General features: G+C 60.9%; 10 protein-coding genes and 3 pseudogenes. 8 read left to right on the forward strand and 5 right to left on the reverse strand.

The window, feature by feature from the left end; translation table 11 throughout:
- Window positions 1–11 precede the first annotated feature (11 nt).
- The 3 genes from AC5RW2_RS19575 (at window position 12) to AC5RW2_RS19585 (ending at window position 4746) form a co-directional block, all read left to right on the forward strand.
- Window positions 12–1199 (forward strand): ABC transporter substrate-binding protein, encoded by a 1188-nt coding sequence (locus AC5RW2_RS19575; protein ID WP_493963686.1) that lies wholly within the window; start codon window positions 12–14, stop codon window positions 1197–1199.
- Between the two features lie 96 nt (window positions 1200–1295).
- A complete protein-coding gene (locus tag AC5RW2_RS19580; protein WP_493963687.1) occupies window positions 1296–4025 on the forward strand; it encodes an ABC transporter permease subunit in 2730 nt (909 codons plus the stop codon).
- Window positions 4018–4746 (forward strand): ABC transporter ATP-binding protein, encoded by a 729-nt coding sequence (locus AC5RW2_RS19585; RefSeq protein ID WP_493963688.1) that lies wholly within the window; start codon window positions 4018–4020, stop codon window positions 4744–4746. Before AC5RW2_RS19580 ends, AC5RW2_RS19585 begins: the two co-directional genes overlap by 8 nt.
- Before the next feature lie 39 nt (window positions 4747–4785).
- Here the strand turns inward: AC5RW2_RS19585 and AC5RW2_RS19590 are convergent, their stop codons facing one another.
- Window positions 4786–5601 carry an acyl-CoA thioesterase gene (locus AC5RW2_RS19590; RefSeq protein WP_493963689.1) on the reverse strand — a complete coding sequence of 272 codons (816 nt, stop codon included), beginning with the start codon at window positions 5599–5601 and terminating at the stop codon, window positions 4786–4788.
- A gap of 8 nt (window positions 5602–5609) precedes the next feature.
- The gene (locus tag AC5RW2_RS19595; protein WP_493963690.1) at window positions 5610–6482 is read right to left on the reverse strand and encodes an alpha/beta fold hydrolase; all 873 of its coding nucleotides are present in this window, start codon (window positions 6480–6482) and stop codon (window positions 5610–5612) included.
- A 226-nt stretch (window positions 6483–6708) separates the two neighbouring features.
- Here AC5RW2_RS19595 and AC5RW2_RS19600 point away from each other — a divergent pair, with 226 nt between their 5' ends.
- Window positions 6709–7074: an NIPSNAP family protein gene (locus AC5RW2_RS19600; protein WP_493963691.1), complete on the forward strand. Its 366-nt coding sequence runs from the start codon at window positions 6709–6711 to the stop codon at window positions 7072–7074.
- 39 nt (window positions 7075–7113) lie between these two features.
- Entirely contained in the window at window positions 7114–7893 is a 780-nt protein-coding gene (locus AC5RW2_RS19605; RefSeq protein ID WP_493963692.1) for an HpcH/HpaI aldolase family protein, read from the forward strand.
- An 82-nt stretch (window positions 7894–7975) separates the two neighbouring features.
- Here AC5RW2_RS19605 and AC5RW2_RS19610 read toward each other — a convergent pair.
- Window positions 7976–8384: pseudogene (locus tag AC5RW2_RS19610) on the reverse strand (integrase core domain-containing protein); the annotation flags it as partial.
- Window positions 8385–8419: 35 nt separating this feature from the next.
- Here AC5RW2_RS19610 and AC5RW2_RS19615 point away from each other — a divergent pair.
- From AC5RW2_RS19615 to AC5RW2_RS19625, 3 genes and pseudogenes are all read left to right on the forward strand, one after another.
- Window positions 8420–8575: pseudogene (locus tag AC5RW2_RS19615) on the forward strand (IS481 family transposase); the annotation flags it as partial.
- 237 nt (window positions 8576–8812) lie between these two features.
- Complete coding sequence (locus AC5RW2_RS19620) at window positions 8813–9556, forward strand: integrase catalytic domain-containing protein (protein WP_493963693.1); 744 nt, start codon at window positions 8813–8815, stop codon at window positions 9554–9556.
- Between the two features lie 280 nt (window positions 9557–9836).
- Complete coding sequence (locus tag AC5RW2_RS19625; RefSeq protein WP_493963811.1) at window positions 9837–10028, forward strand: transposase; 192 nt, start codon at window positions 9837–9839, stop codon at window positions 10026–10028.
- On the opposite strand, the pseudogene AC5RW2_RS19630 reads toward AC5RW2_RS19625, so the two are convergent.
- Together AC5RW2_RS19630 and AC5RW2_RS19635 are read right to left on the reverse strand one after the other, a co-directional pair.
- Window positions 9974–11167: pseudogene (locus AC5RW2_RS19630) on the reverse strand (transposase); the annotation flags it as partial. The gene AC5RW2_RS19625 and the pseudogene AC5RW2_RS19630 overlap by 55 nt on opposite strands.
- 87 nt (window positions 11168–11254) lie before the next feature.
- Entirely contained in the window at window positions 11255–11851 is a 597-nt protein-coding gene (locus tag AC5RW2_RS19635) for a nuclear transport factor 2 family protein (RefSeq protein ID WP_493963694.1), read from the reverse strand.
- Between the last annotated feature and the right edge of the window lie 183 nt (window positions 11852–12034).

Consider the following 12034-nt stretch of genomic DNA (forward strand, 5'->3'; position numbering starts at 1 on the left):
GAGAGGACCTCATGATGTTTTCTCGCAAGAACACTCTGGGCGCTGTGGCGGCGGTATCTGTGCTCGCTTTAGCCGGATGCGCAAGTCCTTCGGCCACCACCGGTTCCAATACCGCGGTGAAGATTGGTTTGGCCGCGGATCAGACGGGTCCCACGGCAGCCGCTGGCACAGCCGACAAATGCGGGATGGAAGCCTATGTACAGAAGTTCAACGAAGACGGCGGCGCCAACGGTTACAACCTAGAGATCGTGCTGCGCGACACCAAGTATGACCCGGTCAGAACCGCTAGCATTGCGCGCGAATTCGTACGGCAAGATGTCTTTGCTGCCGTCGTAGAGGGCACCCTTCCGGCGCAGGCATCGGTCCCGGTGCTAGAGCCGGCAGGGATCCCCATGTTCGCTTCCGCCGATGGTGCCACGATGAATCCGCCGCAGTCAGACCTGGTATTCGGAACACTCTACGACTTCCGACAGATCGCGGCGCACGGAGCCGAGTTCATTTTATCCGATCTGGGTGTCGACAAAATCGCGATTGCGTACATAAACACTGACGCCGGAAAAGCTGTGGCCGACACGGTGCCGGGCTATGTGGGCGCACGGGGAGGGTCCGTAGTCGCCGACCTTCCGATAGCTACCTCCACCACGGATTATGCCCCGTTCGCTCAGGCTCTAAAGGAGTCTGGCGCCGAGGCCGTCTACGCGGGACTCCTCGACACTCAGCTTTCGGGCCTTCAAAAGGCGGCGGATGCGATCGGCTACTCACCCGAATGGTTGGGCTGGCCCATCGCACAGACACCGAGCTACATGTCACTGGCAGGCCCTCTCGCCAATGGAACCTATTTCACTCAGGTTGCCACCGTCCTCACAGAGGATGGAGAGCTCAGCGACGGCGTGCAGGCATACGAAGACGCTGTCAACGCGCTGTGCCCTGACCTCGTCAACCAGGCTCAGACGAAGATGGGCTGGGTGACGGCCGCCGGGATCGCCCGAGGAATCGAAAACGCAACCGAAGGTGGGAAAGAGCTGACTCGCGAAGGCTTCCTCTCGGGCGTTGCCGGGGAAGCGATCGACCTCGACCTGAGCACAGTTTCGTGGTCGGAGTCGAACCGTTCTGGCGCGGCGAAAGCTGGCACATACCAGCTGAGCGGAGGGCAGCTCGTTGAATCGGCCCCGTTCTCTCCCTTGCCATCCATCGACTGAGTGTGCTGAGCGCCGGTTTCGACTGGCACGGCAGTCCCCCGTCTGGCCGAAACGTGGTCAGCGAAAGCGCCCCACGAGTACCTAGGACGAGACAGCATGGAAGCTCTGATAGTCAGCGGCGTAGTCACAGGAATGCTCTACTCCGTTGCTGGTCTCGGACTTGTCGTTACCTACAGCACGACGAAGGTACTCAACTTCGGAGTCGGAGGGATCGGCGCGCTTGCAGCATACACCGCGAGCGATACGCTCGGCTGGGGCCTGCCATACTGGGCCGTCATTGTATTCGCCGTTCTGGTCGGCGCAGCGTGCGGGGCTTTGCTGGAGATCGTGGTCGCGCGCCCACTACAGGGGCGACCACCACTGACGGTCGCTCTCGCTACCCTCGGTGCTCTCCTAATTATCGAAGGAATTATCGGTCTTCGGTACGGGTACAGCGCGCGGAGCCTGCCACAAGCCTTCACCGGTAGCGGGTTGACGCTAGGGTCCTGGCAGATCAGTGCCAACCAAGTTTTCACCCTGGTGGTTGGCGTGTGTGCCGCAGCGGCGCTACTGCTGCTTCTCCGGCGGACTCGGCTCGGACTCGCCATGCGGGCCGTCAGCTCGGGACCGCAGACCTCCGAACTGTTGGGGGTGGCCGCGTGGCGGGTTCGTCTGGCAGGCTGGGCCCTGGGCGGTTTGTACGGTGGCCTTTCTGCCGTACTAGTCACGCCGCTGACGTATCTGTCCCCAACCGGATACACCACCTTCCTGCTGACGGCGATCGCCGCAGTGGTCTTGGGTGGCTTCACCAATGTGTACGGCGTGATCGTCGGCGCCATGGCGTTCGGTTTAGCGACGAACGTGGCGCTTGCGTACGTTGATCCGGGTTTGATCGCTACTTACACGTTCATAGGCGTGGCCGTCGTGCTCGTTCTCCGACCACATGGGCTCTTCGGCAAGAGGGAGTTGGAGGTAGATGAACCTGAGCTACCTCAGCGGCCCTCCTTCGTGCAGCAGCGAATAAGCCAAAAACTGCGTCCGTTCGCTCCGCACAAGGCCCAAAACAGTGCCCGTTCGATGCGTGAGTTGCCCTCGTGGGTGATGGTCACCGGGGCGGTCGGTGCGCTCGTCGCGTTCGCGGTGATGCCGTTTGTGCTCGACCTGCAGCAGGTGTTCGTTCTTTCAAGCACGCTCGTCGCATTCATCGGCATCGCTGGACTTAGCCTGCTTGTCGGCCACACGGGCCAGGTTTCTCTGGGCCACAGCGGTATGTTGGCGGTTGGTGCGTACGCCTTCGCGATCGGCACTCAAGGTGGGATGCCGCTAGCGGCGGGCTTAATCTTCGCAATGATCACTGGAGGAGTTTTCGGGCTCCTCCTGGGCTTACCGACGACACGGCTGTCAGGCATCTACCTCACAGTTCTCACCCTCGTCTTTGGCTTTGCAGTTCCCGAACTGGCACTCCGGCTGGAGTTTACGGGGGGGCCCAACGGCATTCTGATTGCGACGCCCGAGGTCCTTCTCGCTGACGAGGTGATGTACTGGTTCGTGCTCGCAATCAGTGTTGCGGTGGGTGCCATTGTTTTCTTTCTTGCGCGCGGCCGGGCAGGAAGGAAATGGCATGCTGTTCGAGACAGTGAAGATGGCGCGCAGTCGATCGGTCTCCGTCCGGCTCGGATCAAACTGGGGGCTTTTGTCGGCGGTTCCGCGCTGACCGGCCTGAGCGGAGCTCTCAGCGTCCTCCTCGTGGGATACGTGGGTCCCGACAGCTTCGGCATCTTTGTGGCCGTGTATGCGTTGCTCGCCGTTGTTCTGGGCGGGTCAGTGTCTATTGCGGGCGCCTTCGTTGGTGCCCTGTTCATCACGGTCGTCCCCGACCTATCGGGCAAGGCGGGAGTTCCTCAAGACTTAGTCCTAGGTTGCGCACTGATCTTTATTCTAGTTGTTGCTCCGGCTGGAGTCGTCGGGGTTGGCAGGCGAATGCTTTCGTTCCTTCCGAGTTCCTGGTTCACGCGACCAGCGAACGATGAGCGAGGCGCGGATGACGCCGCCGAATCTCATCTCGTCTCCGCAGAGCTGCACGAGTCAGACGCGCCAATCCGCACGGAGTCCGGAGCGGACCCTCTCCTTCAGACCACGTCCCTTTCTGCCGGCTATGGGGATGCTCCCGTGATTCACCAGGTTTCCATGCAGGTTCGACCGGGGGAAATCGTCGCACTCCTGGGCGCCAATGGCGCCGGTAAGTCCACTCTTCTTCGGGCAATCTCGGGGGCTCTTGTTCCGCAGGGTGGGACCATCAAGTGGCAAGGGGAGTCGCTGGCTACGTCCCGAACTCCCGCCGTAACCGCACGACTGGGAATCGCTCACGTGCCGGAAGGTCGCGGTATATTTCCAGACCTGACGGTGCTCGAGAATTTGCAGATGGGAACATTCGGACGGGTGGATTTATCGCGCTTGGGTGAAAACAAACTCAAGGAAGTATTCACCCTGTTCCCGGTACTGGAGCCCAGGTTGAAGCAGGCCGCCGGAACTCTTTCAGGGGGAGAGCAGCAAATGCTTGCCATTGGGCGCGCGTTGATCAGTGAACCACGTCTACTGATCCTGGATGAACCGTCTCTTGGACTTTCTCCGCTGCTATCTCAACAAGTATTCGCAGCACTGAATGATATCGCTGCCTCGGGCGTTTCAATCCTTCTGGTCGAGCAGAACGCCCGCGCGGCGCTCCGGCTGGCTAGCTATGCGTACGTGATTCGTCGAGGTCGCATCGTTGTTGACGGTAAGGCGGCGGAGATAGCGGAGAGCGGCGCGCTAGAGCAGTTCTACCTTGGAGTTGGTAAGAATGACTGAGCCTGTCTTGAGTGTGGACCATGTGTCGGTGAGCTTTGGCGGAGTGGACGCACTTAAGAACGTCACGCTTAAGGTCGCACCGGGCGCCCGGGTGGGTTTAATCGGACCAAATGGTGCGGGAAAGACCACTCTCATAAAGTGCATTGCGGGCAACACCACACCGAGTCGAGGCGAGGTTTACCTCAATGGAGCTCCGCTGGGAAAGCAATCTGCTGCGGCGCGTGCCAACAGTGGAGTGGCCCGGACGTTCCAAAACCTGGAACTCTTCGACTCCATGTCTGTCTTCGACAACGTGCTTGTCACCTTGGACGGACTTGAGTTGAAGAATTCGAGTGCCGGTTCGCGCAGGCATCGCACCAGCGAGGTTCTCGAGCGATTCGGAATCTCTTCGTATGCCGACACAGTAGTGAGCGAACTGCCGTACGGGCTCCGAAAACTAACCGAACTGTGCCGAGCCTTTGTAAGCGGTCCGAAGCTCGTGCTGCTTGACGAACCGGTGGCCGGTCTTGCCGACGCTGAGTCCTTTATAGGCACCGTGATTGAGGCCCTTGACGACCTGGGGTGCGCCACGCTCCTTGTCGAGCACGACATGGGCACGATCGATCGCGTGTGCGATGAGGTCTATGTTCTTGACGCTGGAGAAATCATTGCACATGGCTCATTCGACGAGGTGTCATCAAACGAACGAGTCATCCGTGCATACCTCGGCGTGCCTGACTGAGGTCAATCGCGGGTTGCGGCTGCTCGTCGTCTGGGGGTCTTAGGCTGATGGTCGGAGAAGAATCTCTTGTGTGGCGCTGGAGACCAAGACACCGTCTTCTGTGAAGACCGATGAGATGCACAACGCCCGAGAATTAGTCAGGGAGAGGCATCGCGAACTCACGAGCAGCCACTGGTCGATCGGGATGTCTCGGTGGAACCACATTGCGTGGTCGAGAGAGGCTCCAGTCGTTGTGGCTCCTGCTGCTCCAAGAGGGACGCGCGCTGGGCGGGTGATCAGGAAATCTAGGCCGAAGGCAAGAATGGCAGACCTAGACGCGCGGGATAAAACAGAGGAGGGTAAGCCTCGCCATCGGATCCAGGTATCCACGTGAGGATCAGAAGCCCTCGCCGGTACCGTTTTCAGTTCGAATGGTTCTCGAACGGCTCGGCCGCGCGAGGAAGCGACGGCCTGATCGTGGCTGAGCAAGTGAGGCGCAGGGACTTCGGGCTTGAGAGCGTGATACGTCGGACTGGGTTCGAAATTCTGGAACGTCACAGTCGAGGTTGCGATTACCCGGCCGCTCTGTGTTGCCTCTACTGCGACGACGTCGATGTTGCGGCCGCGCTTAAGGATCCGCGGCGTGTAGGACACATTCTTACGGGAATCTCCCGGGAGTACGAATATCGCGTGGAGCGAATCCGGCAACCGATCAGGGTCGACGGATTTCACCGCTGCGAGTAATGAATGCGCGAGTGTATGGCCCCCGTAGATGCGATTTCCGTGAGCCGGCATCGCTGCGGCCTCGAAGCCGTCCCTCGTCGGGAGGACCGCCAGGAGGTCAGAAAGCTGGTTGAGAGGTTCGAGAAGGCTCATGCAGTGGGTTAAGCCACGGCAGTCTGGTTGCGGCAGGGGAGAAAGGCCTCAAGTTGTTCAATGAGGTAGGCGGGCCGTTCCTCTGCGACCCAATGGCCGCACTCATCCACCAACCCTCCTCGAACGTCAGTCGCGACCTGCTGCATGCTCTGCAGCGTCAATTCGCCGCACGAGGCCGCCCCGCCGAGGGCGAGGACGGGAATTTTGAGTTTGTTCACAGCGAGTTCTCTGACCTGCTCGCCGCTCTGGAAGAAGGCCTTGTAGTACTCAAGGCCGGCACGCAGCGCTCCTGGCAGTTTGATCGTTTCCACATAGAAGTCGATGTCTTCCGCCGTCACGGCAGTGGGGTTGTATGCGAAGTTGGTAAAGAACAGCGATAGAAACTCCCGCTCGTGTCCGCGGATCAGCATTTCGGGAATATGCGGCAATGAGTTGAATCCCATGTGCCAAAAGAAGCGGCCCTCGGGTTGCGGGACCATGAGTGGGTCCGTTAATCCCATGCCTGGCATGACCATGTCGAGGATCGTGAGATTGAGCACCAAGTCGCGGTGACGGGCGGCGCATGCGTAGGAGCCGACAGCGCCCCAGTCGTGACCCACTAGCGAAATTTCCGTGTGGCCCATCTGCTGTGCAATGGCGGCTAGATCGTCAGCGATCGTGTTGCAGTCGTAACCCGTGTCTGGCCGTGACGTGTAACCGAAGCCTCGAATGTCAGGGGCTACGACGGTGTAGTTCTGAGCGAGTGCGGGGATAACTCCCTGCCATGCATGGGATGTCTGGGGCCAGCCATGCACCAGGTACAGAGGGGGGCCTTCGCCCGCGGTGGCAACGTGGAATCGGACCCCGTTTGCTTCCACAGTGATGTGTTTGATGTTCGACATTTAGATCCTCTGAATATCTGTTAAACGACATCTTTGTCAGGCACAGTCTTAGGTTTAGTCGCGGCGGCGCTTAACGTTACGCCAGCAATCATAGCGTGTGGTCAATATGCTGCTGGAGGTTGACACGAACTGGGAGTTCAGACCTCAGCCGGTTGGTTTCTACCGAAGGAGTGTATGTACTTGTATAGTACAAGTATGTGGCAAGTACGAAAGAGAGGCGCCGTCCATGTTGATGGAGCAACGCACTTACGATATCTCTCCGGGGATTCCCATTAGTGAATTTCTGGACAACTACGAACGGCTCGGGTTGCCCGCGCAGAAACGGATTCTCAAGGGATTCGTCGGGTACTTCGTTACTGAGTTCGGCACGCAGAATCAGGTAAACCACTTCTGGGCCTTCAACGACCTCGAGGAAAGACGCGCCTTGCGAGCAGCGTTGGCAAGGGACTCGCAGTGGCAAGCGTGCATTGAAGTTGTGAGGCCCATGATAGTTCGTTGGGAAAACAAGATCATGTACCCGACGTCGTTCTCTCCCATCAACTCGATGCCGATCACGTTGGCCGAGGAACATACGGCTTTCTCTCCTCGCTGAACAACACTGGATAGCCCCGAAAGGTCAAAAATAGTGTCAATGAATGCAAAGTTGCGTGAGAAATTTCGCAGCAACGAGACTGCCTATGGTCTTTGGGTGACCTCTGAGTCGCCCGCTGTGACTGAGGTCGTCGGAATGCTGGGCTTGGACTGGGTCTGTATCGATCTGGAACATGGCTACCTCGACTACCGTGACATTGCCGGGCACCTGGCAGCAGCGCGCGGTACAGACCTGTCCGTGTTTGTCAGGCCGCCCAGTCAGGATCTTGAGCCGATCAAGCGAGCGCTCGATCTCGGCGCACACGGGATCATCCTGCCGCTCGTAGATACGGAGGCTGAGGTCCGCCACGCATACGAGCACTTCTACTACCCGCCGCGCGGCCGCCGAGGTCTTGGGGGCGAACGTAGCGGCAAATGGGGGCTCGGCCTCGCGGAGTACATAAGTACGGCGAACGATGACCTGATGTTCGTCCCAATGATTGAGACTCAGCGCGCCTATGACAACCTCGATTCGATTCTCGACGTGGAAGGCATCGAAGCCATCTTCCTCGGGCCGGGTGACATGTCGGCGAGTCGAGGTGCGGTCGGTGAATGGGAAGGACCCGGTGTTGCCGAGATAAATCTCGATATCCTCGCGCGTGCTAAGAGTCGCGGCATAACCTCCGGAATCGTGGCTCGCCACACGGAAGAGGCCATAACGCGCCGCGACCAAGGATTCGGAATGGTCTCGATCGGTTCCGACATTGGCTTGATGATTCGCCAGATCAAATCCATGGCGGAGGCATTGGGCAAGGAGACAGTCGGCCATCGCTGGTTCTGACGCGCGAGCCATCACCTCGAATCGAAGCATATGAGCAGGCCGACTGCCACGGTTCAGTTCTAGGTGTCTTGTCCTCAGAAGTACGCGGCTCCGGTGGCTGACCGTTGAGCGAGGTGTGTCCGCCGTGATGATTGTAGTCGTGCAGCCAGGTTGGGAAGGCGGAGAGGCGTTCAGCTTCTGACCGGTACGGTTTGCGTAGGCACATTCCTCGAGCAGGGTGCGGTTGTAGCTGACCTTGCCATTGGTCTGGGGCCTGTAGGGTCGGGTCCGGCGCTGCTTGATGTGCGGTCCCAGGGCTGCGGCGAAGGGCAGGGAACGGTAGCAGGCGCCGTTGTCGGTGAGCACGCGTTTGACGGTGATGCCGCAGGAGCGAAGAACGCGTTGGCCCGTTCCCAGAAGCCAGCGGCGGCGCCCTTCTTCTCGTCGGCCAGGATTTCGGTGCAGGCCAGCCGAGGACGGTCGTCCACCGCGTTGTGCAGGTATGCGTAGCCGAGACACTGGTTTGCCGCGATGCCGGTCTTGTTGCCGGATCATCGCGCTGCGGGTCAACCGGCGCTGGGGCCCGGCCAGGATCGGCTACCTGCTCGGCATCCACCCCTCCACCGTGCACCGGGTGCTCTCCCGCTACGGGCTGGCGGAGCTGGCCTGGTTGGACCGAGCCACCGGACGGGTAATCCGCCGCTGACCTGGCACCGCCATCAACACAGGCCGCTCGCCCCCCCCGTTACCTATGGGATGTGAGGGAGCCAGATGAGGACTTCCCGTTACCATGGCCTGGAGCCCTCGAAAAAGATAGTCCCCGCGTTGACTCATCAAAGACGCCCGCGTAGCTGCTATCGGAGAATCATTTGGGAATGCCCGCGGCGCGTCAGCCGGGTCGGTATCCGCTGGCCCGGCACGGTGAGTCATGGAGCTGTCGATGAGCGAACGCCGAGCCGTCACGAAAACCACTGCCCTTCGGTATGCCCGGGCTGACCGGGCGGTAAAGCAGACCATTCTTGACGAGTTGTGCGCGTTGACCGGGTGGCACCGGGATCATGCGCGCAAGGCCTTACGGCAGGCCCTGGTCCTGAGACCGGTCAAGTCCCGGCCAGCCCGGCCGCCGCTTTACGGCGAGCCGGTGACCGAGGCGCTGCGGTTTTGCTGGGCGGTTCAGGGCAAGCCGTGCGGACGGCTGCTCGCGGCGGCACTGCCGGATCTGGTTCCGCGGTTGCGCCGGTTCGAGGAATTGCAGATCGACGATGAGACGGAGGCTCTGTTACTGAAGATCGCCCCCGCAACGATCGACCGCCGGCTGAAGGCGGACCGGGCGAAACTCCAGCCGCGGGGACGTTCCCATACCAAGCCCGGGACGCTGCTGAAGGACTCGATCCCGATGCGGACCTGGGCCGACTGGAACGATGCGAAGCCGGGTTTCGTGGAGATCGATCTGGTGGGCCACGAAGGCGGCAACTCCCATGGCGAATTCTGTTTCACCTTGGACATTACTGACATCGCGACCGGCTGGACCGAGACCGTTTCGGTGAAGAACAAGGCCCAGAAGTGGGTCTTCGCCGCGCTCAAGGCCACCGCCGCGAAGTTCCCGTTCCCGATCCTGAGGATCGACTCGGACAACGGTACCGAGTTCATCAACTGGGAGCTTTTCCGCTGGTTCGAACAGTAGGAACTGACGTTCACCGGGTTCCGTTCCGGAAACAAGAACGACGGGGCGCACGTGGAACAGAAGAACTGGCACATCGTCCGCCAGACCGTCGGATACCACCGCTACGACACCCCGGCCGAATTGGCTCACCGCACTGCTTGGCCAGCTCGACGCCGCCTGCGCCGGTCTCGACGCCCTGACCCTGGCCGTCGAAGAACTCTTTGGCACGCACCCGGATGCAGGAATCGTCACCAGCTTCCCCGGCCTCAGACCGATCGCCGGGGCACCGATCCTGGCCGAGATCGGTGATGACCGCACCCGCTTTGCTACCGCGGGCTCGCTTAAGGCCTATGCCGGGGCAGCCCCGGTGTCCCGTGCCAGCGGCAAGTCCCGCACGGTCCTGGCCAGACGGGTGAAGAACAACAGGCTCGCCGCCGCCGGGTACGTCAGGGTTCCGGCGTCCGGGTCGAAAGCGAAGTCATCGATCGTGTAGCCGCCGTCCACGGCGGCCGGCAGCGGCTTGGGTTTGATCAGGGCACGGTGGCCTGCAGCGGCGAGGGCGCGGAGCATCTCCGCGGTCCCGTAGGCCGAGTCGGCGAGGGCCTCCACCGCCTGTCCTGCCGCGACGAACGGGTCCGCGGCCAGCAGAAGCGCTCCGGCTTCGGCATCGGAGGAACCGGGCCCGGCAGCCTTCGTCACGGCGGCAGCCGTCACGATCCCTGCCTGAGGCTCGGCGACGATATGGGCCTTGTAACCGTCGCGCTGGTCCGACCGGCTCTTATGAGCGTGCCTGGCCTGCGGGTCCACGGTCGAAATCATCCGGTCCTTGGCGACGTTCCGGGCGATCCGCCACCGCCCGTCCGTGCCGTCCGAGCCCTCGGCCGGTTCCACGTCCTGCCCGGCAACCAGCGCAAGCAAGGCATACGCATCGGCGGCTTTACCGTCCAGGCCTTCGGGCGCGATGGCTGCCAGCAGCGCCAGCGCGTCGTTAACCAGTACCGATACCAGAGTTTCCTTCGCCTCGGCGTCGTCCCAGACGATGTCCGGTTTCCCGGCACGCGTGTAGTCATACCCGCCCGCGTGAGCCTGAATCAGGTCCCATCCGTGGGGGACGTCGCGTCCGAAGCGGCGCACCGCGGCAATGAGCTGGGTGATCGTGTCCTGCCGGGCGACCGCGTCATCGAGCACCGTTGAATCCAGTGCCCTGCGGCGTTTGCCCTTCAGCACCCCGGTCTCGGCAACAACTTCAGCAATGGCCTCCATGATCCGGTGCGGGCGGCTGCTGGCGGCCAGGCGTTTACGCCAGTACATGAGCGTGGTCGGATGGAACGCCGTGTCCGTCAGGGCATACCCGCAGGCTGCTTTCCACCGCAGGTCATACGTCAATGCCTCGGCGGTGTCCCGGTCCGAGAGCCCTTCAAGTGCCTGCAGGACCAGCACCGAACCGATCACCGGTGCCGGCACCGAGGGCCGGCCCCGCTTCGAGGGGAACAAATCCTCCATCATCGAATCCGGAAACAACCGGTTCCGGTGTTCGGCCAGAAAAGCGAAAACACTGCCCGGGGCCAACAGTTCCCCGGCCAGCGCTTCCACGTTTAACAGCTTCCGCTGCCCCTGCTCACGTCCCTGCATAAAACCAGTCTTAACCACCCGGCACGCAAATCCAGCAGGCGCGCCTTAAACTCCCCAAGTTACAGAAGCACTTTGTTCAGCAGCTTCCTAGGACGAGACGCTTAGGTTGCGGTCATCTCGCGTGACGTGTAGCGGCCGAACGTACGACAAATCTGTGCGGTCGGTACGGGACGGATTGGCGAGCGAGAGTACTTGTCGGAAGACATCAGGCTGGTCCCACCACTCGTTGATTAGCACTCGATCAACAATCGCCCACCGGCCGTCCCGGCGCTCCAAACGGTCGACGTAACGACCTCCGCCTAAGGAGGTCTCGTACGTCTCTTTCGCAGTCGAAACTGTGATGATGTACGTCTCGACATGTGCCTCGTTACCCTCGACCTCGATGTTCATCGTCGTCAAGTGATGGGTGTGCGACGCAAACCTGGGACCGTGGAAGGCGTTGGACCATGTGATGAAGTCCTCCGCCGCACCAATGTAGAATGCATGGTCATCTCGAGCACCGGGATGGAATTGGGCCCGAGCAAGCTCGACGTCGTGCCGGTCAATCGCACGTGCAAGGCGATGGAGGCACTGCCGGATCTCATGCTCATCGAGAAGCAGTTGCAGTCTGTCCGACTCGACGTGCCGTGCGGTTTCGTTCATGTCCTCGCCCTCGGTAGAGCTTGCGGAAATTGCGCTTTCCATGTCCAAGCTTTCCTTTCTATTGCGGCTGCCCTTTGCAACCAGAGTGCGCCGGAACGGTGAAGATCCACCGGCATCAACTGTCAGATTTTCTAGCAAGCACGCCCCATTCCGGGTAGCGGACGAATTCCTGCACCGTCTCAATGTCCCGAGAAGTCTTCCTCGATGCCGCTGGTGCCCCGCAGC

Source organism: Arthrobacter sp. B0316-1-20 (assembly GCF_059091865.1).

What these genes read in the sequence shown, in the direction of transcription:
- AC5RW2_RS19635 (WP_493963694.1), bottom strand. Translation starts at nt 11,851, where the DNA reads ATGGAAAGCGCAATTTCCGCAAGCTCTACCGAGGGCGAGGACATGAAC.
- AC5RW2_RS19575 (WP_493963686.1), top strand. Translation starts at nt 12, where the DNA reads ATGATGTTTTCTCGCAAGAACACTCTGGGCGCTGTGGCGGCGGTATCT.
- AC5RW2_RS19595 (WP_493963690.1), bottom strand. Translation starts at nt 6,482, where the DNA reads ATGTCGAACATCAAACACATCACTGTGGAAGCAAACGGGGTCCGATTC.
- AC5RW2_RS19605 (WP_493963692.1), top strand. Translation starts at nt 7,114, where the DNA reads ATGAATGCAAAGTTGCGTGAGAAATTTCGCAGCAACGAGACTGCCTAT.
- AC5RW2_RS19600 (WP_493963691.1), top strand. Translation starts at nt 6,709, where the DNA reads ATGTTGATGGAGCAACGCACTTACGATATCTCTCCGGGGATTCCCATT.
- AC5RW2_RS19620 (WP_493963693.1), top strand. Translation starts at nt 8,813, where the DNA reads ATGAGCGAACGCCGAGCCGTCACGAAAACCACTGCCCTTCGGTATGCC.
- AC5RW2_RS19580 (WP_493963687.1), top strand. Translation starts at nt 1,296, where the DNA reads ATGGAAGCTCTGATAGTCAGCGGCGTAGTCACAGGAATGCTCTACTCC.
- AC5RW2_RS19585 (WP_493963688.1), top strand. Translation starts at nt 4,018, where the DNA reads ATGACTGAGCCTGTCTTGAGTGTGGACCATGTGTCGGTGAGCTTTGGC.
- AC5RW2_RS19590 (WP_493963689.1), bottom strand. Translation starts at nt 5,601, where the DNA reads ATGAGCCTTCTCGAACCTCTCAACCAGCTTTCTGACCTCCTGGCGGTC.